The 23,520-nt window shown below is 62.2% G+C and carries 21 protein-coding genes and 3 pseudogenes; 18 read left to right on the forward strand and 6 right to left on the reverse strand.

Going from position 1 to position 23,520, the window contains the following annotated elements:
- The first annotated feature begins 18 nt into the window (after positions 1–18).
- The 10 genes and pseudogenes from CK501_RS05470 to cobA all read left to right on the forward strand — a co-directional run.
- Positions 19–603, forward strand: a complete 585-nt coding sequence (locus tag CK501_RS05470; protein WP_158223052.1) for an SPOR domain-containing protein — start codon at positions 19–21, stop codon at positions 601–603.
- A 66-nt stretch (positions 604–669) separates the two neighbouring features.
- Positions 670–1,269, forward strand: a complete 600-nt coding sequence (locus CK501_RS05475) for a CvpA family protein (RefSeq protein WP_095616740.1) — start codon at positions 670–672, stop codon at positions 1,267–1,269.
- A 9-nt stretch (positions 1,270–1,278) separates the two neighbouring features.
- On the forward strand, positions 1,279–2,799 hold the full coding sequence (gene purF / locus CK501_RS05480; protein ID WP_095616741.1) for an amidophosphoribosyltransferase: 1,521 nt from the start codon (positions 1,279–1,281) through the stop codon (positions 2,797–2,799).
- A 4-nt stretch (positions 2,800–2,803) separates the two neighbouring features.
- Entirely contained in the window at positions 2,804–4,012 is a 1,209-nt protein-coding gene (locus tag CK501_RS05485) for an O-succinylhomoserine sulfhydrylase (RefSeq protein WP_095616742.1), read from the forward strand.
- 81 nt (positions 4,013–4,093) lie between these two features.
- Positions 4,094–4,675: pseudogene (locus CK501_RS17225) on the forward strand (DNA translocase FtsK 4TM domain-containing protein); the annotation flags it as partial.
- A 483-nt stretch (positions 4,676–5,158) separates the two neighbouring features.
- Positions 5,159–6,664 (forward strand): annotated as a pseudogene (locus CK501_RS17230) (DNA translocase FtsK); the annotation flags it as partial.
- On the forward strand, positions 6,665–7,324 hold the full coding sequence (gene lolA / locus CK501_RS05495; protein WP_095616744.1) for an outer membrane lipoprotein chaperone LolA: 660 nt from the start codon (positions 6,665–6,667) through the stop codon (positions 7,322–7,324).
- Positions 7,324–8,679, forward strand: a complete 1,356-nt coding sequence (locus tag CK501_RS05500) for a replication-associated recombination protein A (protein ID WP_095616745.1) — start codon at positions 7,324–7,326, stop codon at positions 8,677–8,679. Before lolA ends, CK501_RS05500 begins: the two co-directional genes overlap by 1 nt.
- A 20-nt stretch (positions 8,680–8,699) precedes the next feature.
- The gene (gene serS / locus CK501_RS05505) at positions 8,700–9,986 is read left to right on the forward strand and encodes a serine--tRNA ligase (RefSeq protein ID WP_095616746.1); all 1,287 of its coding nucleotides are present in this window, start codon (positions 8,700–8,702) and stop codon (positions 9,984–9,986) included.
- An 86-nt stretch (positions 9,987–10,072) separates the two neighbouring features.
- Positions 10,073–10,861 (forward strand): annotated as a pseudogene (gene cobA, locus CK501_RS05510) (uroporphyrinogen-III C-methyltransferase); the annotation flags it as partial.
- On the opposite strand, the gene CK501_RS05515 reads toward cobA, so the two are convergent.
- Positions 10,827–11,900, reverse strand: coding sequence for a 3-deoxy-7-phosphoheptulonate synthase (locus CK501_RS05515; RefSeq protein WP_095616748.1), 1,074 nt, complete (start codon positions 11,898–11,900; stop codon positions 10,827–10,829). The pseudogene cobA and the gene CK501_RS05515 overlap by 35 nt on opposite strands.
- 152 nt (positions 11,901–12,052) lie before the next feature.
- On the opposite strand from CK501_RS05515, the gene CK501_RS05520 reads away from it, so the two are divergent.
- Both CK501_RS05520 and CK501_RS05525 read left to right on the forward strand, forming a co-directional pair.
- The gene (locus tag CK501_RS05520; protein WP_143421388.1) at positions 12,053–13,810 is read left to right on the forward strand and encodes a DUF1631 family protein; all 1,758 of its coding nucleotides are present in this window, start codon (positions 12,053–12,055) and stop codon (positions 13,808–13,810) included.
- The gene (locus CK501_RS05525) at positions 13,810–14,178 is read left to right on the forward strand and encodes a PilZ domain-containing protein (RefSeq protein ID WP_095616750.1); all 369 of its coding nucleotides are present in this window, start codon (positions 13,810–13,812) and stop codon (positions 14,176–14,178) included. The genes CK501_RS05520 and CK501_RS05525 overlap by 1 nt, the downstream gene beginning before the upstream one ends.
- A gap of 5 nt (positions 14,179–14,183) precedes the next feature.
- On the opposite strand, the gene CK501_RS05530 is transcribed toward CK501_RS05525, so the two are convergent.
- From CK501_RS05530 to gloB, 3 genes are all read right to left on the reverse strand, one after another.
- Positions 14,184–14,972 carry an enoyl-ACP reductase FabI gene (locus CK501_RS05530; protein ID WP_095616751.1) on the reverse strand — a complete coding sequence of 263 codons (789 nt, stop codon included), beginning with the start codon at positions 14,970–14,972 and terminating at the stop codon, positions 14,184–14,186.
- 7 nt (positions 14,973–14,979) lie between these two features.
- On the reverse strand, positions 14,980–16,599 hold the full coding sequence (locus CK501_RS05535) for a lytic transglycosylase (protein WP_095616752.1): 1,620 nt from the start codon (positions 16,597–16,599) through the stop codon (positions 14,980–14,982).
- 129 nt (positions 16,600–16,728) lie between these two features.
- On the reverse strand, positions 16,729–17,520 hold the full coding sequence (gene gloB / locus CK501_RS05540) for a hydroxyacylglutathione hydrolase (RefSeq protein WP_095616753.1): 792 nt from the start codon (positions 17,518–17,520) through the stop codon (positions 16,729–16,731).
- Between the two features lie 118 nt (positions 17,521–17,638).
- Between gloB and CK501_RS05545 the strand changes: the two genes are divergently transcribed.
- The 4 genes from CK501_RS05545 (at position 17,639) to CK501_RS05560 (ending at position 21,352) form a co-directional block, all read left to right on the forward strand.
- The gene (locus CK501_RS05545) at positions 17,639–18,427 is read left to right on the forward strand and encodes a class I SAM-dependent methyltransferase (protein WP_095616754.1); all 789 of its coding nucleotides are present in this window, start codon (positions 17,639–17,641) and stop codon (positions 18,425–18,427) included.
- Entirely contained in the window at positions 18,424–18,870 is a 447-nt protein-coding gene (gene rnhA, locus CK501_RS05550) for a ribonuclease HI (RefSeq protein WP_095616755.1), read from the forward strand. The genes CK501_RS05545 and rnhA overlap by 4 nt, the downstream gene beginning before the upstream one ends.
- A gap of 3 nt (positions 18,871–18,873) precedes the next feature.
- Positions 18,874–19,581 (forward strand): DNA polymerase III subunit epsilon, encoded by a 708-nt coding sequence (gene dnaQ, locus CK501_RS05555; protein ID WP_095616756.1) that lies wholly within the window; start codon positions 18,874–18,876, stop codon positions 19,579–19,581.
- A gap of 61 nt (positions 19,582–19,642) precedes the next feature.
- Complete coding sequence (locus CK501_RS05560; protein WP_095616757.1) at positions 19,643–21,352, forward strand: chemotaxis protein; 1,710 nt, start codon at positions 19,643–19,645, stop codon at positions 21,350–21,352.
- Between the two features lie 69 nt (positions 21,353–21,421).
- Here the strand turns inward: CK501_RS05560 and CK501_RS05565 are convergent, their stop codons facing one another.
- The gene (locus CK501_RS05565) at positions 21,422–21,736 is read right to left on the reverse strand and encodes an SCP2 sterol-binding domain-containing protein (protein WP_095616758.1); all 315 of its coding nucleotides are present in this window, start codon (positions 21,734–21,736) and stop codon (positions 21,422–21,424) included.
- A gap of 194 nt (positions 21,737–21,930) precedes the next feature.
- Between CK501_RS05565 and sohB the strand changes: the two genes are divergently transcribed.
- Positions 21,931–22,983 carry a protease SohB gene (gene sohB, locus CK501_RS05570; RefSeq protein WP_095616759.1) on the forward strand — a complete coding sequence of 351 codons (1,053 nt, stop codon included), beginning with the start codon at positions 21,931–21,933 and terminating at the stop codon, positions 22,981–22,983.
- 88 nt (positions 22,984–23,071) lie between these two features.
- Positions 23,072–23,212, forward strand: a complete 141-nt coding sequence (locus tag CK501_RS16820; RefSeq protein WP_158223053.1) for a hypothetical protein — start codon at positions 23,072–23,074, stop codon at positions 23,210–23,212.
- Positions 23,213–23,235: 23 nt separating this feature from the next.
- On the opposite strand, the gene CK501_RS05575 is transcribed toward CK501_RS16820, so the two are convergent.
- Positions 23,236–23,454: a DUF2970 domain-containing protein gene (locus CK501_RS05575; RefSeq protein ID WP_225741667.1), complete on the reverse strand. Its 219-nt coding sequence runs from the start codon at positions 23,452–23,454 to the stop codon at positions 23,236–23,238.
- Between the last annotated feature and the right edge of the window lie 66 nt (positions 23,455–23,520).

Here is a 23,520-nt window from a genome sequence, read left to right on the forward strand (position 1 = left end):
CAACCGAGGCGCAGGGATTTGGACGGATTCAAACAGCGGATTATCGGGGCACTGATCATTGTCAGTCTGGCTGTGATCTTCCTGCCGATGCTTTTCGACGAACCGCATCAGGCTCGCCGGGAACAGACTCTGGAGGTTCCGCCGGAACCTGAAATGGAACCGGTTGAGGTTGAGCAGCCCCGGGAACCGGAAATGCCGGAATCCGAAGAGGCGCCTGAGATCCCGACAGCCGATGAAGGCGAGGTCGAGCGTGACGGGGCGCGTGATGAGAAGATAACGGCAACCAGGGATGAGCCGGAGCCCGACCCTGTTTCCGAGGCTGAGCCCACTCCCGAGGTTGAGCAGGAAGAGAGCGGAGCGCTCAGAGGGGCATGGCTGGTACGCCTCGGCAGCTTCAGCAGCCGCGACAATGCCCTGAAACTGCGTGATAGCGTACGGGATCAGGGGATGGACGCGCACAGCGAAACGGTGGAAAACGACAAAGGCACCTTTACGCGCGTATTCGCGGGGCCCTTTGTGGATGAACAGAAAGCAGTGTCCGCAATGGAGCAGCTCGAGAGCGAGTTCAATCTGGAAGCAATGGTGGTTGAAGGAGAAGAGTAACGCCGGTTTGGCGGCTTCCCGATTCCTGCTAGAATGCCCGCTTCCTGAAAGCACTGGGGCCTCCGGATGGATGCGCTGATCTGGATTGACTGGGTCATTATTGCCATTGTCGCCATTTCAACCCTGATCAGCCTGAAACGGGGCTTCGTCAGGGAAGCCATGTCGCTTGTGATCTGGGTGGGCGCCTTTGTGATCGCCCGCACCTTTCACCCCAACATGCAGATGCTGCTGGCGGATACCGTCGGCAATCCCACGGTTCGTCTCATCGCGGCTTTCGGCATACTGTTCGTGGGCACACTGGTCGTCGGTGCTGTGGTTAACAACGCACTGGGCCGTCTGGTGGAAGCAACCGGTCTCAGTGCCACCGACAGAACCCTGGGCATGTTCTTCGGGCTGGCGCGCGGTCTGGTGGTGGTGCTGGTTGCGCTGGCGCTGCTGCGGATGACACCGGTCACTGGTGACACCTGGTGGCGCGAGTCGGCCACCGTCCAGGAACTCGCAAAGGTCGAGGCCTGGACGCGGGATGTGCTTGGTGACGAGATCGATGCGCTTCTGCCGGATGCGGAAGCTACCAGTGCCGCCTCCGGAGAGGCCATGCAGGAAGGCGCCAAGCGCCTTATCGAAATGCAGGAAGACCGATCCCAATCCCCAGCAACCGCGGAGTAACCCAATCCGATGTGTGGAATCGTTGGCATCGTTGGCACGACCAACGTCAACCAGTCGCTCTATGATGCACTGACTGTACTTCAGCACCGGGGCCAGGATGCCGCCGGTATCGTGACCTTCGAGAATGAGCGCTTTTTCCTGCGCAAGGACAACGGCCTGGTCAAGGATGTCTTCCGGACACGGCATATGCGCCGGCTGGTGGGCAATGTGGGCATCGGCCATGTGCGCTATCCCACGGCGGGAACCTCCAGCTCCGCCGAGGCGCAGCCGTTCTACGTCAACAGTCCCTATGGCATAACCCTGGCGCACAACGGCAACCTGACCAATACCGAGGAGCTGGCAAACGACGTATTCCGCTCCGACCTGCGGCATATCAACACCAACTCGGACTCCGAGGTTCTGCTCAACGTCTTTGCCCATGAGCTCCAGAAAAAGGGCAAGCTGAATCCGACCAGTGAGGACGTGTTTGACGCGGTGCGCACCGTTCACCGGCGGTCGAGGGGCGCCTATGCCGCCATTGCCATGATTACCGGCTACGGGATTGTTGGATTCCGTGACCCCAATGGCATCCGGCCGGCCTGTTTCGGCGTGCGCGAGACGCCCGAAGGCAGGGAATACATGATCGCCTCTGAAAGCGTGGCGCTGGCCTCCCAGGGTTTTGAGCTGATCCGGGACATCGCTCCGGGCGAAGCGGTCTACATCGAGACGGATGGCAGTCTCTACACCCAGCAGTGCGCGGAATCCCCCAAGCTCAACCCCTGCATTTTCGAGCATGTGTATTTCGCGCGCCCTGACTCCATCATCGACAACATCTCCGTCTACAAGTCCCGGCTGCGCATGGGCGAGGCCCTTGCCGGCAAGATCAAGCGCGAGATGCCCGACCATGACATTGATGTGGTGATCCCCATCCCGGACACCAGCCGGACCTCGGCATTGCCGCTGGCCTACGACCTGGGGGTCAAGTTCCGGGAGGGGCTGATCAAGAACCGCTACATTGGGCGCACCTTCATCATGCCCGGGCAGACCATGCGCAAGCGCTCGGTACGCCAGAAGCTCAACCCCATCGAGCTGGAATTCCAGGGCAAGAACGTGCTGCTGGTGGATGATTCGATCGTACGCGGCACCACATGCCAGGAAATCGTACAGATGGTACGGGATGCCGGGGCAAGGAAAGTCTATTTCGCCTCCGCGGCGCCGCCGGTTCGCTACCCCAATGTGTACGGCATCGATATGCCGGCCGCCAGGGAGCTGATCGCGCATGGCCGGACCGAGAAAGAGGTCGAGGAGCTGATCGGCGCGGACTGGCTCATCTATCAGGACCTGGACGATCTGGTGGCGTGTGCCCGGGAAGGCAACGAGGCGATCAGCGAGTTTGACTGCTCGGTGTTCAACGGCCATTACCCCACCGGGGATGTGACCGAGGAATACCTGACGCGCCTGGAAGAAGAGCGTTCGGAAGCGAAGAAGAACGAACGCAACAAGGAACTGACGGCGGACAGCGACGTTATCGATATCCATAACGACGAGTAGACCCATGAGTGATTCCAGCAAGCAGGTGCCGCATGCCGATCTGACCGGTACAAGGGTCGAAACCCGGGCCGTGAGGGCGGGGCAGCGGCGGACGCCGGAACTTGAGCACAGCGAGGCCCTGTATCCGACCTCCAGCTTTGTCTACAACAGCGCGGCCCAGGCGGCGGCACGTTTCGCGGGGGATGAGCCGGGCAACATCTATTCACGGTTCACCAACCCGACGGTTGCGACCTTCGAGGATCGGATTGCCGCGATGGAAGGCGGTGAGCGCGGGGTAGCCACCGCCTCGGGTATGTCCGCGATACTCGCGACCTTTATGGGCCTGCTCCAGCAGGGGGATCACATTGTGTGCTCCCGTGGCGTCTTCGGCACCACCACGGTTCTGCTGCAGAAGTACATGGCCCGTTTTGGTATCGAGACCACCTTTGTTGACCTGACCAGCCAGGCGGAGTGGGAAGCGGCGATCCGGCCCGAGACCCGGATGCTCTTTCTCGAGACCCCCTCCAATCCGTTGGGGGAAATTGCCGACATGGAGGCCCTGGCAACCCTGGCGCACAGCAACGAGGCGCTGCTGGTGGTGGACAACTGCCTGTGCACGCCCGTTCTGCAGCAGCCGTTCCGCCATGGGGCGGATATTGTCATCCATTCCGCCACCAAGTACCTGGATGGTCAGGGCCGTTGCGTTGGTGGTGCCGTGGTCGGAAGCAATCAGCTGATGGAAGAGGTCCACGGTGTGATCCGGTCGGCCGGCCCGACCATGAGCCCGTTCAATGCCTGGGTGTTCCTCAAGGGGCTGGAAACCCTGTCGCTGCGGATGAAGGCCCATTCCGACAATGCCCTGAAAGTGGCCCAGTGGCTGCGTGAACAGCCGGGCATCGAGACTGTTCTCTATGCCGGCCTGCCGGATCACCCGCAGAACGGGCTGGCACGCCACCAGCAGAGCGGCGGCAGCGGCGTGGTGTCCTTCCGGGTCAACGGTGGCCGTGAGCAGGCGTGGCAGCTGATCGACCGCCTCAACCTGTTCTCGATCACGGCCAACCTGGGGGATGCCAAGAGCACGGTTACCCATCCGGCGACCACCACCCACGGACGCCTGTCCGATGAGGACAAGGAGCAGGGGGGCATCACGGAAAACCTGGTACGGCTGTCCGTTGGCCTGGAATCGGTCGAGGACCTGATCGAGGACCTCGATCGGGCGCTTGCGGGCGGCTGAACGCATGGTTGCCGCTTGGACATGTTCTGGCGAATCAGGCCATTACATGTTTAACTTGGGGCAAAGGATCAAGTGGACGCTATGGCACAGGGTAAATCCGGACAGGCGCAGCAGGAGACAGGTCACCGCGGCCAGACGCGCTTCCGTGAGCTGTTGGCCCAGGGAGGGCGTGAAGGCGCGCTGATTGCCCTGATTGTGCTGTGCGTCTATCTGGTGATGGCGCTGGTCTCCCACAATCCATCCGATCCCGGCTGGGCCAGTATCGGCCATGAACTGGAAGCCACCAATTATGCCGGCCGCAGCGGTGCCTGGCTCTCAAGCCTCCTGATGACCTTCTTTGGGGAACTCGCCTGGCTTTTCCCGATGCTCGCCGGCTGGTGCGCCATTGTTCTATATCGCAACCGCGGCACCTATCCGGATTTCCATTGGCCGTTGTTCTTTCTGCGCGCCGGTGGTTTTGTGCTCTTCATTTCCGCCAGCTGTGGCCTTTTCGGGCTGTATTCGTTCTTTGGGCTGGGCCCGGACTCCGGAGGAGTGCTTGGCAGCGAGATGGCCATGACCCTGGTCACCATGCTCAACAGGCCGGCGACCACATTGATCCTGGGGGCAATAGCGCTTTTCGGGCTGACGCTGGTAACGGGCCTGTCCTGGATCGCCATGATAGACCGTATCGGGCATGGTGCTGTGATGCTCGGGCGCGCGGTGACCTGGAGCGGTCGGGCGGTTACCGGCGGCCTGGGCCGGATGCGCCGGAAGGCGGGCGAAGTGCGCCAGGCCCGCCTGGATGCCCCGAAGAAAACCGAGCCGCCCATCGTGAACCGGCGCGTGGACGAACCGTCGCCGGGCCTTCTGAAACGTCTGGGGCAACGGTTCAGGCGTGACCGGGCCACATCCGGAAAGCCGGAACCGAAGCGCCGCGAACCCGTTATGAGTGAGGAGACGGAGTCGGAGCAGCCGTCACTGCCGCTGGTGGTGGATACCGTTGACGAGGCACCCGGGGCCCCCGAAGGGGAAGCCGACCAGCAGGCGGTGACGATCACACGCTTCCAGGGTCAGGGTGCCGGCAAGGCGCAGCCGGAGTCCGAGCAGACCAAAGGTAATGGGAAGCGTCGCCGCCGTGGTAACGGCAGGGCCGCCGATAAAGGGCAGAGCCCGGTGCCACCGGTCAGCCTTCTGGATGAGCCAGGGCCCCATAAGAAACAGGGCTATTCAGCGGATTCGCTGCAGTACATGTCACGCCTGCTGGAAGAAAAACTGGCGGACTTCGGGGTGGCCGTGGAAGTGGTCGAGGTCAATCCCGGGCCGGTGATTACCCGCTTCGAGATCAAGCCGGCCGCTGGCGTGAAGGTCAGCAGGATCTCCAATCTTGCGAAGGATCTGGCGCGGGCCCTGGCGGTCTACAGCGTCCGTGTGGTGGAGGTGATCCCGGGCAAATCCGTGGTGGGCATCGAGATCCCGAACGAGGAACGGGAGATGGTGAAGCTGTCCGAGATCCTCTCCTCGGCCAGCTATTCAAAATCCGGTTCCGCTCTGACGCTGGCGCTGGGCAATGACATTGGCGGTGAGCCCGTTGTGGCTGACCTGGGCAAGATGCCGCACCTGCTGGTGGCTGGTACCACGGGCTCGGGGAAGTCCGTGGGCGTGAACGCCATGATCCTGAGCATGCTCCTCAAGGCCACGCCCGAGGAAGTGCGCATGATCATGATCGACCCCAAGATGCTGGAGCTGTCGATCTACGAGGGGATTCCGCATCTGCTGGCGCCGGTGGTCACGGACATGAAGGAGGCCGCCAACGCCCTGCGCTGGTGCGTGGCGGAAATGGAACGGCGCTACCAGCTGATGTCCTCCCAGGGTGTCCGCAACCTGGCCGGTTACAACCGCAAGGTGCGGGACGCCCGGGAGCGTGGCGAACCCATAAAGGACCCGCTCTGGAACCCGCAGAACGCGCTGGATCCCAGCGAGGACGCTCGGCCGGAACTCGAGCCGTTGCCGTACATCGTGGTGGTGGTGGACGAGTTCGCGGACATGATGATGATCGTGGGCAAGAAGGTGGAAGAGCTCATTGCCCGCATCGCCCAGAAGGCGCGGGCGGCCGGCATCCACCTGATCCTGGCGACCCAGCGGCCCTCAGTGGATGTGATCACCGGCCTGATCAAGGCGAACATTCCCACACGGGCATCGTTCTCCGTTCAGTCCAAGGTGGACTCACGCACGGTGCTGGATCAGGGCGGCGCCGAGCAGCTTCTGGGTAATGGTGACATGCTCTATCTGCCGCCGGGATCCAGCAATCCCGAGCGGGTACACGGGGCTTTTGTGGATGACGATGAGGTCCACCGGATTGTCGAGGCCTGGAAACAGCGCGGTGAGCCGGACTACGTGGACGACGTGCTCAGTGGCGGAGACAGTGACAGTGTGCCCGGAATCGCCGCCATGGGCGGCGAGGACAGCGAGCAGGATGCGCTTTTCGATGAGGCCGTGGCGTTTGTCACCGAGAGTGGCCGGGTTTCGATCTCTTCCGTGCAGCGCAAATTCAAGATTGGATACAACCGGGCGGCGAACCTGGTGGAAGCCATGGAGTCAGCGGGCGTTGTCAGCGCCGCCGGCCAGAATGGTTCCCGCGAGGTGCTCGCTGCCCCGCCACCGAGAGACTAGATGATGACAAGACGGACCGCGATCGCACTGATGATGTTCTGCCTGGCAGCCCTTCCGGCCTTTGGCCAGTCGGCTGATACCGAGGACGCTGCTGAACTGCTCAGTAAGCGCCTTTCGGATTACAGGAGCTATCAGGCGGATTTTGAGCAGACGGTTCAGAGCCCTGACGGTGAACGGCTGCAGAAGACCACGGGTGAGCTGAGCGCCCGGCGCGGCGGCGATTTCTTCTGGCATACCGATCCGCCCATGGAACAGAAGATTGTGACTTCCGGGAAAAAGGTGCGTGTCTATGACCCGGATCTGCGCCAGGTCACCATCTATCCCCTGGAGGAACGCATTGCCTCAACCCCGGCGCTGCTTCTCTCCGGCGAGGTGGGCAATCTGTCGGAAACCTTCCGGATCCGGCGCGAGACAACCAGTGAGGGCGAGCGGTTCATTCTGGAACCGCGTGATAAAGACACGCTTTTTCTGGAACTGAGCATGCGTTTTGATAAGGAAGGCGTACTCCAGGGCATGGAGCTGCACGACTCGCTTGACCAGCGCAGCGACCTGCAGTTCCGTGATGTGGTGCTCAATGAATCCATCCCGGATGACCGCTTCGAGCTGGATGCGCCGGATGATGTGGATGTGATCCGCAACGAGGGCAACGGAGCCCGCTGATGCAGGAGGGCCTGTTCAGCTCTGGGAGCGGGCGCCACCAGCCCCTGGCGGCGCGCATGCGCCCGCGTGGCCTGACGGATTACGTCGGGCAGCCGCATCTGGTGGGCGAGGGTAAGCCCCTGCGCCGTGCCGTTGAGGAGAACCAGCTCCATTCCATGATTCTCTGGGGGCCTCCGGGGGTTGGCAAGACCACCTTCGCGCGCCTGCTCGCGGAACAGACTTCGGCGTATTTCGAGACTCTCTCCGCAGTCGCTGCCGGGGTCAAGGATATCCGCAATGCCGTTGACGCGGCGCGTGAACGGCTGGAGATGAACGGCCAGGAAACCCTGCTGTTCGTGGACGAGGTCCACCGCTTCAACAAGTCGCAGCAGGATGCCTTCCTCCCGCATATCGAGGAAGGCACCGTCATCTTCGTGGGCGCTACCACCGAGAACCCGTCGTTCGAACTCAACAGCGCGCTGCTGTCACGCACGCGTGTGTACGTGCTGCGGGATCTTGAGGAAGCGGACCTGGTGGCGCTGCTGCGGCGTGCGCTCGAAGCGGAAGATGGGCTCAACCAGGCGGTGTCGGTGTCCGACGAGGTGCTTGGAATGATGGCCCGCGCGGCAGATGGCGATGCGCGGCGGGCCCTCAACAGCCTCGAGGTAGGCGCGGATCTTGCCCGGGATGAGGGCGGGGAAAAGCCCGTCATTGACGAGGCCGTTCTGGGGGAGGTACTGCAGACTTCGCTGCGGCGTTTCGACAAGGGCGGCGATGTTTTCTACGATCAGATCTCCGCGCTGCACAAGTCGGTACGGGGGTCGGATCCGGATGCCGCGCTGTACTGGATGTGCCGGATGCTGGATGGCGGCTGCGACCCGTTGTATATTGCGCGCCGGCTGGTGCGCATTGCCAGCGAGGACATCGGTAATGCCGACCCCAGGGCCCTGAGCCTGGGCATGGAGGGATGGCAGGTGCAGGAGCGGCTGGGGAGCCCGGAAGGCGAGCTGACCCTGGCGCAGGTGGTGACCTACCTGGCGCTGGCGCCCAAGAGCATCGGCGTCTATCGGGCGTTCAACGAATGCATGGCCCTGGTGCGCAAGGACCAGGACCGCCCGGTGCCGGTGCATCTGCGCAACGCGCCCACGAAACTGATGAAGGAACAGGGCTATGGCGCGGAATACCGCTATGCCCATGACGAACCCGAGGCGTTTGCGGCGGGTGAGAGCTACATGCCGGAAGCGCTCCACGGCACGCGCTTCTATGAGCCGGAGCCGCGTGGCCTGGAACAGAAACTGGCGGAAAAGCGCGCCTATCTCGATCGTCTGAATGCCGCGAGCGACCGGCAGCGCTATCCGGAAGGAAACAACAACTGACGACTGGACAAGAGAGCATCATGCTGGATCCCAAATGGGTGCGAACCGATCCTGACACCGTGGCTGCCCAGCTGGCACGGCGCGGTTATGAGCTGGACACCGGGCGGGTGCGTGAACTGGAAACCCGCCGGCGTGACCTCCAGACGCGGACCGAGGAACTCCAGGCGGAGCAGAAACGCCGCTCCAAGGCCATTGGGGAAGCCAAACGCAACGGCGAGGACGCTCAACCGCTGATGGACGAGGTGGAATCCCTCAAGCAGCAGAAGGCGGACGCAGAACACCAGCTCAGGGAGCTCCAGGCGGAGCTCAACGCCTTCCTCGAGGGGATTCCGAATGTGCCGGATGAGACGGTGCCCGAGGGGGATTCCGACGAGGACAACGTTGAGATCCGGCGCTGGGGCGAACCCGCGGAACCGGCCTTTGAACCGGTGGATCATGTGACCCTGGGCGAAGGCCTTGGGGGTATGGACTTTGCTGCAGCCGCCACCATCGCCCGGGCACGGTTTGCGGTGATGCAGGGTGGGGTGGCGCGCCTGCACCGCGCGCTGACCCAGTTCATGCTGGATCTGCACACCGCCGAGCACGGCTATACGGAAACCTATCTGCCGTACCTGGTGAACAGCGACAGCCTCACCGGTACCGGGCAGCTGCCCAAGTTTGAGGAAGATCTCTTCCGGATTGACGGTGATCGGGATCTCTACCTGATTCCCACCGCCGAGGTGCCCGCCACGAATCTGGTGCGGGACAGCATCCTGGGGGCAGAGGAACTGCCGAAGCGGATGGTCTGCCATACGCCGTGCTTCCGCAGCGAGGCCGGGGCCTATGGCAAGGATACCCGGGGGATGATCCGTCAGCACCAGTTCGAGAAGGTGGAGCTGATTCATATTGTGCGGCCGCAGGACTCCGATGCGGCGCTGGAAGCGCTGACCGGCCATGCCGAGACGGTATTGCAGCGCCTAGAGCTTCCCTACCGGGTTGTGACGCTCTGTGGTGGTGACATGGGCTTTGCGGCTGCCCGCACCTACGATCTGGAAGTCTGGCTGCCCGGGCAGTCCGCCTACCGGGAAATCTCCTCCTGCAGCAACACCCGGGACTTCCAGGCCCGTCGGATGCAGGCACGCTGGCGCAATCCCGAGACCGGCAAGCCAGAGCTGGTGAACACACTCAATGGCTCGGGCGTGGCGGTAGGGCGCGCCCTCGTGGCGGTCCTGGAGAACTATCAGGAAGCAGACGGCCGGGTCCGTATTCCGGCGGCACTGAAGCCCTATATGGGCGGCATCACTGAGCTTGTACCGGAAGGAGCCTGAAGCCAATGGTGACGCAGTGGGTGAAGGATCGCCTGAGAAGCCTCCTGCCTCCGGGCAGGACGACCTCCACGGAAATCCAGCGGGGCGGCGAGGTCTATCTGGTGGGGGCAGGACCCGGGGACCCGGACCTGCTCACCATCAAGGCGCTGCGCCTGCTGCGTGAGGCGGATGTGGTGCTGCATGACCGGTTGGTCTCGGAGCCCATTATGGCCCTGATCAATGAAGGCGCGGAGGTCATCCATGTAGGGAAGGCGCGCTCCAATCACAGCGTCCCCCAGGACCGGATCAACGAGCTTCTGGTGGAATACGCACAGGCCGGAAAGCGGGTCGTGCGACTCAAGGGCGGGGATCCGTTCATATTCGGACGTGGCGGCGAGGAGATCGAACGTCTGGCGGAACACGGTGTGCCCTTCCAGGTGGTGCCTGGCATCACGGCGGCCCAGGGTTGCTCCGCTTATGCCGGGATACCGCTGACGCATCGTGATCACGCCCAGTCGGTGCGTTTCATTACCGGCCACCTGAAGAATGACAGCACGGATCTGCCCTGGCAGGATTTCGTGCAGAACCGGCAGACACTGGTCTTCTACATGGGCCTCGTCGGGCTTCCGGTGATCACCCGCGAGTTGATTGCCCATGGCATGCCGGCTGAAACGCCCTGCGCACTGGTGTCCAAGGGGACCACACCGGATCAGCAGGTTGTCAGCGCTACCCTGGAGTCCATTGTGGAGGCGGTTGATGCGGCCGGGGTGCGTGCCCCGACCATCATCATCGTGGGCGATGTAGTGAGTCTGAGAGGTCAGCTCGGCTGGCTGGAGCAGATGCCCGCCGAGCCGGAGGCGTTCAGCTCCGGTGACGGTGGGGAATCAGGTCCCTGAGTTCGTCCCGCATCTGACGGATGGCCTTCTCGGTGGTTTCCCAGTCGATGCAGGCATCGGTTACGGAGACGCCGTATTCCATCTCGTCCATGGCGGCAAGCTTCTGTTTGCCCCAGTTGATGTTGCTTTCGACCATCAGCCCAATGATGGACTGATTGCCTTCCTTGATCTGATGGGTCACATCCTGCATGACCAGTGGCTGCACCGCCGGATCCTTGTTGGAGTTGGCGTGGCTGCAGTCGACCATGATGGCATTACGCACATCCGCCGCTTCCAGCTCCTTCTCACAGAGGGCGACGTTCACGGAATCGTAGTTCGGGCTTCCGCCGCCACCGCGCAGCACCACGTGGCTGTAGGGATTGCCTTTGGTCCGCGTGATGGCCACCTGGCCATTCTGGTCGATGCCCAGAAAACTGTGCGGGTTGGCGGTGGAGTTCATGGCGTTGACTGCCACATCCAGGCTGCCGTCCGTACCGTTCTTGAAGCCCACAGCCATGGACAGGCCGCTGCTCATTTCCCGGTGGGTCTGGGATTCGGTGGTGCGCGCACCGATGGCGGACCAGGCAATGGTGTCCTGCAGGTACTGTGGCGCCGTTGGATCCAGGGCTTCCGTGGCCGTGGGCAGGCCGAGCTCGGCAATATCGAGCAGCAGCTTACGGCCGATGTAGAGGCCACGCTCGATATCGAAGCTGTCGTCCAGGTGCGGGTCATTGATCAGACCCTTCCAGCCGGTAGTGGTCCGCGGTTTCTCGAAATAGACCCGCATGACAAGAAAGAGGGTGTCGCTGACCTCGTCCGCCAGCGCCTTCAGGCGCCGGGCGTAGTCCAGAGCGGCATCAGGGTCATGGATCGAGCAGGGTCCCACAACCAGAAACAGGCGCGGGTCCTTGCCATCGAGGATATTGTTGATGGTCTGACGACCTTCCAGCACGGTCCGCCGCGCTGCATCGGTCAGTGGCAGCTGCTCCTTGAGCGCCGCCGGCGTGGTCAGTACCTGTTGTTCCTCAATGTTGACGTTCTCGATGTCGCTGCTTGCCATCACTGCCTCTTGTTCACCCATGCACGGAAACGGGCCGTTATAGTGCGTCAAATCCCGCGGTGATGCAATCCGGCGGCCCTCTGTGTACTGGTCGCCGTTCCTTGCCTGGTTTAAGGTGTATGCCAGACACCCATGACCGTGCAGGGCAACGTGTGAGCCTGATTGAATCCATCATCACCGAGTTGCGGATACCGGATCTGCCGTATCCGGTGGGGCAGTCCGCGCCGGATGACAGTTCCCGCTGGCACAGTACTCTGTCGGAGGCCTGGCAGGCTGGCAGTGACGAACGGGTAGTCACCCACCTTCAGCGGACTGATGCCGTCTGGAGCATGCGTCAGGTCAACGCCGCCTATCTGGCGGATCGGATCATGAACGTCTTTCTGCGCCGTTCAGGCCTTCATCCCTACCTGGTGCACCGTGCGGCGCGACTGCGTTTCTGGCTGGCACTGGACCTTGAGGCGCGTGGTGCTGAAGCAGTCTCCGAGCAGCGCCCGCTTCACCGGTGGCTGGACAGCCTTCAGGCATTGCGGGGATGGAGCCGGACCGGGGGGCGTTCCGATAGACCGGTGGAAAGCCATCTTGCGGCTATGGAACAGGCGGTGGGCGAGGCGTTCCGGACCGGCGGGGAAGAGCCACTTGAGGCCTGCGTCAGTGACTGGCTGGAACAGATCAGCCACCAGGCTGAACAGGCCGAGCGTGTGGCGCAACGGCTGTGGCAGACCGAGTCCGGCGCGGCCGGCCAGCGCGCCGCGGAGCAGGCAGTGCGGGCGGCGCTTTCGCGCACCTGCCGGGGGCGGCAGCTCCCCGCCAGCCTCTGGGCTTTCATTGAGGATGACTGGCGGGTACTGATGCGTCGGGCGGCTCTGGAACACGGCATTGATTCCGAGCCCTGGCGCCATGCCTTCCGCCTTCTGGAATGGCTGATCTGGGTTGGGGATGGGAATCTGTGTGGCCAGGACCGGAACCGGCTCTATCACGTCGGGGAACAACTCACTGACAAACTGGTGCAGGTGGTCACCCTGGTGGAGGGGCGTGATCCGGTTCCACAGCGCTTTGCACCGGTGGATGCGCTTCTTGCCAGGCGCCTGCGGGATGAAGCGGTGGAGCAGGAGGCCGCGAGCATACCGGAAGCGGATCCGCGCTGGCTTGAGAGACCCGATGAGGCTCAGGGGGATGAGGCCCGTAGCTGGGTGGGCAGCTGGTATCTGTACGAGGCGGATGGCCAACAGATCCGACAGTTTCTGACCGGTTTTCTGGAGGAAACCGGCGAGGTGCTCTGGACCAATGCCCGGGGCGCCAAGCTTGATATCGAGCCCTTCCGGTCGGTCAGGGAGCGATTTGAGGCCGGTGAGCTTACCCATCTGCCGGAAGCCTACCCCTTTGCCGGCGTACTCAGTGATACTCTGGACAGCCTCCAGCGAGTACTGGAGTCCCAGAGAAAGCAGCGCGAAGAGGCGCGGGACAAAGCACGGGAGGAAGCGGAGGCTTTGCGCCGGGCCCAGGAGCAGGCGTTTGAAGAAGAGCGCCAGCGGGAGCAGGAGCGCGAGGAACGGGAGGCCCGTGAGCGGGCGGAAGCGGAAAGGGAAGCCCGGGATGAGGCCGAGACACGGCGCATCAATGACGAAGCGGAAATCCGGGAGAAGGTGTTGGCGGAAGTGGATCGTCTGGAGGCCGGAAGCTGGATCCAGCTTGGCAGCGGGGAGGAAGCGCTGCGGCTGAAGCTGGCGTTGCGTATCAGGGCTTCCGGAAAACTGGTGTTCGTGGACCGGTACGGTCTCAATCGCCGGGAGATCCTGCGCGAAGATCTGGCCACCCGTGTACGGGATGGGGAAGCGCAGCTGCTCAGTGAAGGCGCTGAGTTTGCGGATACGCTTTCCCGCGTTGTGGGACGACTGCGGGTGGGGCGCTGATGACAGGAACCTGGAAGCCGGAAGACGGAGAACAGCGGGACGAGTACCGGATTGCCGGGCGTATTGTGGCGGATCTCCAGGTGGCGGACGGTGTGGGTGACGAACCACCCCGCTGGCTGCGCTGCCGCACACGGGACATCTCCGCCAGTGGCCTCAGTGTTACCGCGGACGAGCCGGTTGTGGAAGGGGCTCTGCTGAATCTGAAGGTGACGGTGGATGACAGCGCCGTTCACTCGCTGCTGACCGAGGTACGTTCGTGCCGGGAGTGGGCGGATGGCTTCTGGCGGGTTGGTCTTGCGGTGCTGGATACGGGTGACGACAGCCTTCCTGCCTGGAAGGAGACTGTCGCCATCCTGCTGGAGGCCTGAGCCCTTCAGTCCTCTATCGGGTTCATGCCCATGTTGCGGAATCCGGCATCCACATAGATGACCTCGCCCGTTATACCGCTTGCCATATCGGAGGTCAGGAAGGCCGCCGTGTTGCCAACCTCCTTTGTGGTGACATTGCGCTGGAGGGGCGTGCGCTTTTCATTCTCCGCGAGCATGCGGCGGAAACTCTTGATGCCTGAGGCCGCGAGGGTCTTGATGGGGCCGGCTGAAACGGCATTCACGCGGATGCCTTCCGGACCCATGGAGGCGGCCAGGTAGCGGACGCTGGCTTCCAGGCTGGCCTTGGCCAGACCCATGACATTGTAGTTGGGCAGAACCAGCTGCGAGCCCACGTACGTCATGGTCAGGATGGAGCCGTTCCGCCCCTGCATCAGAGGCCGTGCTTCGCGGGCCAGCGCCGTCAGGCTGTAGGAGCTGATGTCATGGGCCATCTTGAAGCCTTCACGGCTGGTTACATCGGTGAAGTCGCCGTCAAGCTCTTCGCCGGGAGCGAAGCCCACCGAGTGCACCAGGATGTCGAGGCCACCCCAGTGTTCGTTGAGGGACTCGAACAGTTCCGCGATCTGCTGATCGTCGGAGACATCGCAGGGGAACACCATGTTGCTGTTCCAGCTCTCGGCAAAGCCTTCCACCCGGGATTTGAGCTTTTCGTTCTGATAGGTGAGCGCAAGCTTGGCACCCTGTTCATGCAGTGCCTGGGCAATGCCAGTGGCGATTGAGTGTTTGCTGGCGACGCCGACGACCAGCGCTTTCTTTCCGTCCAGTATTCCCATGCTGACCTCAGTGTGTGTTGCGTATGTCCACGTACAGCTTAAGCCGCTGTCCGGGCTGAAGATAGTCCTGTGTATTGATGTTGTTCCACTGGGCGATCTGGGAGACGCCCACGTTGAAGCGGTTCGCGATGTGGCGGAGGGAGTCGCCGGAGCGCACCGTATAGCCCACGCGCCGGACCATTTCACGGCGTTCGCTCCGGGGCTGCTGCTTGTCTGTCCAGATGGCGAGCGTATCCCCGGGCCGCAGGGTGTCGCCGGGCGCCAGATTGTTCCAGCTGGCCAGTTTGCTGACGGCGACATCATGCGCACTGGCGATATCCCATAGCGTGTCTCCGGCGTTGACACGGTAGTCAATGCGGTTCTGCCCCTTGTTGCCGGAGGCGGCCTGGCGTGCTGCCCTGCGGTTGGATTCGCTCAGGGTATAGGCATTGCTGGCGTTGCCGGCAGATGGGATCAGCAGGCGCTCGCCCTTGCGGATGGTGTGGCCCCGGATGTCGTTGTGCTGGCGGATCACATCGGGGGTCGTATTGAAGGAACGTGCAATGCTGATCAGGGTATCGCCACTCTGGATGGTGTAATTGCGCCAGCTCACCCGCTGGTCCTCGGGCAGGGTGGTCAGCGCTTCCCGGAACCTGTCCGCTGAATCGGCGGGTACAAGCAGTCGGTGCGGGCCGTCCGGAGCCGTCGCCCAGCGGTTGAAGCCGGGATTGAGCCGATAGATCTCGTTCACTCCGACTCCGGCCATGCTGGCAGCCTGTGCCAGATCCAGCTGGCCGCCGATATCCACCACCTCGAAGTAGGGATCATCCGGAATGGGTTCAAGCTGGATACCGTGGGCTTCCGGGTCCGCCACGATACGGGCCAGGGCTATAAGCTTGGGCACGTAATGACGGGTTTCTCTCGGTAGATGGAGGTTCCAGTAGTCCGTGGGTCTTCCCTGGCGCTCGTTGCGTCGTATGGCACGCAGTACCCGGCCGGCACCGGCATTGTAGGAGGCGAGGGCGAGTTCGTAATCGCCGTCGAATCGCCCCGATAGCCGCTCCAGGTAGCTCAGAGCGCCCTGGGTGGCGCTGATGATGTCACGGCGCCCGTCATACCACCAGTTCTGCTCCATGCCGAAAGCGCGGCCCGTGGCTGGAATGAACTGCCAGATTCCGGATGCCCGGCCATGGGAATAGGCGAACGGATCATAGGCGCTTTCGACCAGCGGCAGGAGTGCCAGTTCGCCGGGCATGTCCCGCTTCTCGATCTCGCGGATGATGTAGGGCAGGTATCGGCGGGCCCTTTCCGCAGTCCGGTCCATGTAGGACTGGTTACGGCTGTACCAGGCGAGCTGGTCGCGCACGCGCTCGTCGTTGACATCAAGATCAAGCTTGAAGCTGTCCCGCAACCGGTGCCAGACCGTGTCATAGCCGTCATCCGTTTCGTCGGGCCCATCCTCGGCTTTTCTCTGGTGCTCGGGGCGCAGCGCTCCATCGTTGCGCACGTCGGCATCCATCCGCGCGGCCCGGGTAATGGGCGGTGGATTGCTCTCAGTACTGGCCCCCTGGGGCTGGAGACTTTCGCAGCCTGACAGCAGTGGCAGGCTGATGGCTGAAAGCAGGCATAGGAGCGGAACGTAATGCATAGGGACAGCCGGTTGGTTGAAGCCTGTGACAAACCCGGTTCACACAGCGTATCGGGATTCTAGGAAGGGCCCTGAGTACCGTCAATTAAACCGGGTAAGTTTTAATGTGGGTTCTGTTAAAAGCGGTTTTCAGCCGCGGAAACCGTCCTTCCACTCCCGGATGATGCCGAAGATGCGGTCCCCGTCGAGCCCGTGCTCGCCGGCCCTGGTTTCCGCCGAACTTACCACGGCCGGGTCATCCCAGCGCAGGAAGGGGTTAAGGCGGCGTTCCTGCCCGAGGGTGGTGGGGACCGAGGGCTGGCCGGCTTCACGCAACCGTTCAACCTTGGTCTGGTATTCCGCAAGCTCTGTGTCGTCCGGTGTGACGGCGCGCGCAAAGGCGACATTGGCGCGGGTGTATTCGTGGCCGCAGCACACCAGAGTGTTGTCCGGCCATTCGCGGAGTTTTACCAGGGAAGCGCGCATCTGTGCGGGGTTGCCCTCGAACAGCCGACCACATCCGCAGGCGAACAGGGCATCACCACAGAGGGTTATGGGTTGGCTGAGCCCCGGGCTGTCGCTGTTGAAGGCAATGTGATCACGCGTGTGTCCGGGTACGGCCAGGATCTGGAATGACAGCGCCCGCCAGCCCAGGGTGTCACCTTCACGCAGGGGGTTGGTGATGCCGCCAAAGGGTGAATCCGCAGGGCCGTGCACGGGCACGCCGCTGTCGCCGATCAGCTTGCCCACCCCCTGGGTGTGGTCCGGGTGGTGATGGGTCAGGAGAACCGCCTCAAGCGTCAGGCTGTTGCGCTCGAGGAAATCCAGGGCAGGGGCTGCTTCGCCGGGATCCACAATCAGCGCGGCTTTGCTTTCTGTATCATGGATGCACCAGATGTAGTTGTCGCTGAGTGCGGGGATGGCATCGACCTGATAGCTCATAGCGGACTCCGTTACTGGATTCACCCCCATTATAGGAAAACCAGAGCCTGTGACGAGAGCGCACTTGCCAGCTGTGGCGCAGGGCTCGACAATTGCGCTGCGGACAGGGGGAATCAGTATGAACGCAGAGGCATTCGCACACTGGCTCGGAACCGGGCTGGGTTCGGCTCTGCTGAACCAGGAACAGGCCTGTGTGGCGACGGCCATGACCCGTGTCTTCGGTACACGCCATCTTGAGGTTGGTCTGGATTCGGCACTGGCAGTCACACCACGCCTGCCGGAGGGGCAGCAGCCACAGGTGCTGCCCAAAGTGAACTCTGATACGGATCGCGGGCCGGTCATCGCCAGGCCCGAGGAGTTGCCCTTCCATGATGACTGGATGGACTCGGTGGTACTGCACCACACGCTGGATCTGGCCGAGGACCCACGTCAGGCCCTGAGGGAAGCGGTGAGGGTAGTGCGCTCCGGTGGTCAGGTCATCGTCATCGGGTTCAACCCGGTTGGGCTCTGGGGTCTGCGCCGATTGTTCGGCCTTCGGCGTGAGGCGCCCTGGAACAGCCGCTTCCTACTGGCACGGCGTGTTCAGGACTGGGCGCAGGTGCTCGGGTGCTGTGTGGCACCGGCACGCTACGGGTTCTTCCGCCCGCCGGTCGGTGGCCGCCGCCTGCAGACGCGGCTGGCCTTTCTCGAACCTTTCTATGAACGGGGGATTCAGGTGCCTTTCGGGGGATTCTATTGTGTTGTAGCGGAAAAACGGGATGCGGCGGGGATTCCGCTGCGGCCGGTGATGCCCGAACCCGGGGTGGCATCCATGCCGGTTGCAAATCGTAACGTGTCACCTGGGATGGGACGGGCCAGACTGAGGGTGGTGAAAACCCGCCCCGGTGACAGCGGAGAGCTTTCATGAGCCAGGTGACGCTGTACACGGATGGCGCGTGCAAGGGCAATCCGGGGCCGGGCGGATGGGGTGTGGTGCTGCGTTACGGTGACCACGAGAAACACCTCTGGGGTGGCGAGCCGGGCACCACTAACAACCGCATGGAGCTGCGGGCCGCGATCGAGGGGTTGGCAGCGCTCAGGCGCCAGTGCGACGTGGACATCTACACGGACTCGCAGTACGTGCGCAACGGCATCAACCAGTGGATGGCCAACTGGAAGCGTAATGGCTGGAAAACATCGGCACGCAAGCCGGTCAAGAACGCGGAACTGTGGCAGAGGCTGGATGAACTGGTTCAGTCACACCGGATCCAGTGGCACTGGGTACGTGGGCACAGCGGTAACGATGGCAACGAACAGGCCGACGCCCTGGCAAACAGGGGAGCGGCGGAAGTGATGGAAGGCAGGGGCTGAAGCATGCGTCAGATTGTGCTGGATACTGAGACCACGGGGCTGGAACCCGAGCAGGGTCATCGGATCATTGAGATCGGCTGCGTGGAAGTTGCCGATCGTGAGCTGACCGGCCGTCACTACCATGTGTACATCAACCCGGAACGGGAGGTGGAGGACAGCGCCATCGAGGTCCACGGGATCACCAATGAGTTCCTGGCCGACAAACCGACATTCCGGGAGATTGCGGATGAGTTCCTGGAGTTCATCCGTGGCGCCGAGCTGATCATCCATAACGCGCCCTTTGACGTGGGTTTCATGGACCATGAGTTCGGGATGCTTGACGGGGGCTACCCGCGCACTACTGATGTGTGCGGCATCCGGGACTCGCTGGTGATGGCGCGCAGCAAGCACCCGGGGCAGAAGAATAACCTGGATGTGCTGTGCCGTCGCTACGGTATCGACAACAGTAACCGGGAACTGCACGGGGCACTGCTGGATGCTGAGATACTGGCCCTGGTCTATCTGGCGATGACCGGCGGTCAGACAGCTCTGTCCCTGGGAGAGGCTGAAGACGGACAGGATGCCGGTACGGAAATCCGGCGGCTGGATCCCGGGCGATCCCCGCTGGCTGTCCCCGAGGCGGATGAAGAGGAACTGAATGCGCATCGGGCCTTCCTCGATGGCATGGCAGCCAAGACCAATGTGCTCTGGGACGAGCAGGGTATTTCTTGAGAAAACTGAAAAACCTGCTACAGGTTATTGAATATCTGACTCTATAGTGGAAGCCCCGTTTATGGTGCAGGCGTCACTGGCAAGCAAGACCCAGTCCTTCGGGCTGGTCCGCGAGGAGATCGAACAGACGATCGGTCAGGCGGAACAGAGTCTTGAGCAGTTCCAGGAGAACCGTGAAAGCGAGGAGGATCTGCAGAACTGTGTGGATTATCTCAATCAGCTGCGCGGGATTTTTTCCCTGGTGGAACTCAAGGGAGGCGCGCTGCTCTGTCAGGAAGCGGTGGTCCTGGCGAACGAGGTGCCAGTGGGGGCCACGGATGACAAGAACAACCTCCTGACCGCGCTCAGTAACGCCCTGTTCACACTGAGGCGTTACATCGAATACTACCAGCGCCAGCAGGTGGATCGGCCCGAGCTGTTGCTGCCGGTGGTCAACGAGATCCGTGAAGCACGGCGGGATACACCCTATCCGGATTCTTGGTTCTTCGGTGCCGGCCTGAGTGTGGCTCCCGATTTCTGTGGCCAGCGTCCGGTGCCGCCACTGGCGACCTCTGACGAGTCGGAATTCGAGGTGCACGCACGCCGCTTCCGCCTGATGTACCAGGTGGGGTTGCTCGGGCTGCTGCGCAATCAGGATCCCCGGACCAGCTGTCGGCTGATCTCGCGTTCGGCCCATGGTCTTGCAAGGCTTTGTGGTGAGGGCGCGATGCAGTCGTTCTGGTGCCTGGTCAGCATGACAGCCGATGTGCTGGATGAGCAGCAGCTGCCGGTTGAGCGCAACCGCAAGCGGCTGTTCATGCGCATCGAGAAGCAGGCGCGGGACCTGGTCTACAGCCGCAGTTCGGTGGCACAGCAGTCGCCGTCGGATGCACTGGTGCGCGAACTCGTCTATATCCTCTACCGCAGCGGCTCCAGCGATCCGGAAGTACGGAGTGTTCTGGATAACAGTGGGTTGGTGCAGCCGGATATCACCGAGGCAGAGCTGATTGAGCATCAGCGCCACCTGTATGGGCCTGGCGCCGACGTTCTGCGCTCCTTTGCGGCCGCGATCAATGAGGAGTTGAGCGAACTCAAGGACCGGCTGGATATTGTCGAACGGGGGATCGATCCGGACACCACGGAGCTCGCGACCATTGCTGATTCCCTGGAACGGGTGGGTAACTCCCTGCTGATTCTGGACCTCCATCAGCTCAGTTCGCTGGCTCGCCAGGAAGCCGGACGCCTCAGGGACTGGGAGCAGAAAGGCGCGCTGCCATCGGAAGGGGAGCTCTATGCAGTCGCGGATGCCGTTCTGAATATTGAGGAGGCGGCCCAGCACCTGGCCAGCCATGGCATTACGGCGGACACCGATCGTCTTGCGCACAAGGTGCGGCGGGATGAGGGGTCGGTCTACGTGCAGGAAGCGCTGATTGTGCTCAGTGACGAGGCCAGTTCAGCGCTTACCCTGGCGAAACAGGCGATTACCGCGTTTCTTGAATCCGATTTCGATAAGCTGCATCTGGCGAACGTGCCGGCCACCCTGCGCAGTATCGAGGGTGGGATGCAGCTTCTCGGAAACGAGAACGCGGCCCGTGTTGTCGCCCGTGTGACGGGGGCGATCGAGAACCAGCTTCTGAACACTCAGCAGCCACCGGAATCACGGATTCTGGAAGCATTGGCGGATGCCATCACCTCACTGGAGTATTACATCGAGGAGCTGGGAATGAATGCCGCGCCGAACCCGGAACTGCTCCGCCTGGCGGAGACATCACTCCAGGATGTGGGTCTCTAGAGGGGGCAGGGAAGTACGCATCGAAGGTGGTCGGGAACGCCGGTGGGTTCGGCGTTCCCGGGTAAGGCCTCAGCCGATGTTGAACAGCTCACCCAGCTTGGTGGCCAGCATCATGTCGCCTTCAGCGCGCAGCTGCCCGGCCATGAATGCCTGCATGCCATCTGTCTCGCCGCTGACGATCCCCTGAAGGGTCTCCGAGTTCATAATCAGGGTCACGGACGGGTCGTCATGTGTGCCTTCCTTCAGATCACAGGTGCCGTCCTTGATGATCAGGTGATAGGAGGCATCGTCCTCGATGTCGAACTGGAATACCAGGTCCAGGCCGGCAGCAGCGTCCGCGTTGAAGTTCTTCTCGAGTTTTTCGAATACGGGTTGTACAGACATGCTCGAAGTCCTTGGTTGCCGTTGTTGTTTCGCCATGGGATGGCTTCGGCCGACTGTAGGTGGGGGCGTCAATGCTGTCAAGCTTGATCGAACGCTTGTTTGAATACCCGAATCACCGGGTTCTTATGCTGTGCCGTGGTGATGCGTAGAATAGTCACGGGTTGTGTATGGAACTTTCGGTAAAGGAGTGATTGGTGGAGATTCTTGCGGAATACGGGCTTTTCCTGGCCAAGATCGTGACCTTCGCAGTGGCCGCTCTGATCGTGGCGGCGATGATCATGACGGCAGCGCAGCGCGGGCGTAACCAGGAGGATGAGGGTGAGCTGCAGGTCATCAGGGTGAATGATCGCCTGCGGGACAACCGCGACACCCTGGAGGCCCATCTGCACGAGGGTGCCGGCCGCCGGCGATGGCTGAAGGAACTCAGGCGCAGCCGGAAAAAGGCCAAAAAGGCTGAACAAGAGAAGGGGAATGACGGCGCGCAACGCCGCGGGCGCCTCTATGTGGTGGACTTTCAGGGGGACCTGAAGGCCAGCCAGACCGGTGCGCTGCGTCGCTGTGTCACGGCTATACTCGGAGTGGCCGAGCCCGGGCAGGATGAGGTGATGATCCGGCTCGAGAGTTCTGGTGGGATGGTGCACTCCTACGGCTATGCGGCGGCACAGCTGGACCGGATCCGCCGCGCCGGGCTGCCGCTGACCGCTTGTGTGGACAAGGTCGCTGCCAGCGGAGGCTATATGATGGCCTGTGTCGCGGACCGGATCATCGCCTCTCCGTTTGCGATTCTGGGATCCATTGGCGTGGTGGCGCAGCTTCCGAACGTGCATCGTCTTCTCAAGCGCAATGACGTGGATTTCGAGGTGCTGACCGCGGGCGAGTATAAACGCACCCTGACGGTGTTCGGCGAAAATACAGAGAAGGGCCGGCGCAAGTTCACCGAGGATCTGGAGCAGACCCATCAGCTGTTCAAGGACTACGTGAGTGAACACCGCCCGGCGGTGGATATTGATCGGGTCGCCACGGGGGAGATCTGGTTTGGCCGCCAGGCACTGGATGTCAGTCTGGCGGATGACCTCAAGACCTCGGATCAGGTTATAACTGAGGCCTGTGATGAGCGTGATGTCCTGCTGGTGCGCTACGAGCGCCGCCGTACGCTGCCCGAGAAGCTCGGCCTCAGTGCCGCTAGCGCGGTGGAGTCCGGCATCATGAAAGGGGTTGAGTGGGTGCGCGCGGGGCGTTTCCAGTGACCGGTCGCGGATGCTGGCAAGGGGGCCCAAGGCGGGTTATCATGGGCACCGTCGCCGATTGACCATAAGCATTTGTTGGGAGAAAGCAATGAGCTACGGCAACCAGAACGAAGAAGGCCGGAACGATGCAGCACCGAATAAAAGTGACGAGCGTGTTGATGCATTCGCTGCGGTCGGGCTGATCCTGCTCTTCGTGGCACTTGCAACCACCTTTGTTGCCACGCAGTAATCCTGTGTGAAATGCCGGGGCGCTCAGGCCGCCCCGGTGCTCTCCAGAACGATCTTCACAATAAGCGCGATACCCACCACGAAGACTACACCGAAGATGATCCCGCCGATGATGAATGGCCAGGGCGAAGACGCGCTGAAGTCCTTCTGACGATTGCTCTCTGAATTCACGCCCAGCGCGGCGGCGAGGATGCTGAAAACCACCTGCCAGAGTCCGGGTTTGTTCTGATCACTATGGCTCACAAAACCTCCTGTGGGCTGGTTTGATCCGACCATTATAAAGCAATAAAAAACGGGCATCAGGTGGCC

The organism is Halovibrio salipaludis (assembly GCF_002286965.1).
GTDB classification, from domain to species: Bacteria; Pseudomonadota; Gammaproteobacteria; order Pseudomonadales; family Oleiphilaceae; genus Halospina; species Halospina salipaludis.

Bases quoted from the DNA above. Each gene is read 5' to 3' on its own strand.
- lolA (WP_095616744.1), top strand. From the start codon at position 6,665: ATGATGACAAGACGGACCGCGATCGCACTGATGATGTTCTGCCTGGCA.
- CK501_RS05535 (WP_095616752.1), bottom strand. From the start codon at position 16,599: ATGCATTACGTTCCGCTCCTATGCCTGCTTTCAGCCATCAGCCTGCCA.
- CK501_RS05525 (WP_095616750.1), top strand. From the start codon at position 13,810: ATGACAGGAACCTGGAAGCCGGAAGACGGAGAACAGCGGGACGAGTAC.
- CK501_RS05485 (WP_095616742.1), top strand. From the start codon at position 2,804: ATGAGTGATTCCAGCAAGCAGGTGCCGCATGCCGATCTGACCGGTACA.
- CK501_RS05565 (WP_095616758.1), bottom strand. From the start codon at position 21,736: ATGTCTGTACAACCCGTATTCGAAAAACTCGAGAAGAACTTCAACGCG.
- purF (WP_095616741.1), top strand. From the start codon at position 1,279: ATGTGTGGAATCGTTGGCATCGTTGGCACGACCAACGTCAACCAGTCG.
- CK501_RS05545 (WP_095616754.1), top strand. From the start codon at position 17,639: ATGAACGCAGAGGCATTCGCACACTGGCTCGGAACCGGGCTGGGTTCG.
- CK501_RS05475 (WP_095616740.1), top strand. From the start codon at position 670: ATGGATGCGCTGATCTGGATTGACTGGGTCATTATTGCCATTGTCGCC.
- serS (WP_095616746.1), top strand. From the start codon at position 8,700: ATGCTGGATCCCAAATGGGTGCGAACCGATCCTGACACCGTGGCTGCC.
- dnaQ (WP_095616756.1), top strand. From the start codon at position 18,874: ATGCGTCAGATTGTGCTGGATACTGAGACCACGGGGCTGGAACCCGAG.
- CK501_RS05530 (WP_095616751.1), bottom strand. From the start codon at position 14,972: ATGGGAATACTGGACGGAAAGAAAGCGCTGGTCGTCGGCGTCGCCAGC.
- rnhA (WP_095616755.1), top strand. From the start codon at position 18,424: ATGAGCCAGGTGACGCTGTACACGGATGGCGCGTGCAAGGGCAATCCG.
- CK501_RS05515 (WP_095616748.1), bottom strand. From the start codon at position 11,900: ATGGCAAGCAGCGACATCGAGAACGTCAACATTGAGGAACAACAGGTA.
- CK501_RS16820 (WP_158223053.1), top strand. From the start codon at position 23,072: ATGAGCTACGGCAACCAGAACGAAGAAGGCCGGAACGATGCAGCACCG.
- CK501_RS05500 (WP_095616745.1), top strand. From the start codon at position 7,324: ATGCAGGAGGGCCTGTTCAGCTCTGGGAGCGGGCGCCACCAGCCCCTG.
- CK501_RS05560 (WP_095616757.1), top strand. From the start codon at position 19,643: ATGGTGCAGGCGTCACTGGCAAGCAAGACCCAGTCCTTCGGGCTGGTC.
- gloB (WP_095616753.1), bottom strand. From the start codon at position 17,520: ATGAGCTATCAGGTCGATGCCATCCCCGCACTCAGCGACAACTACATC.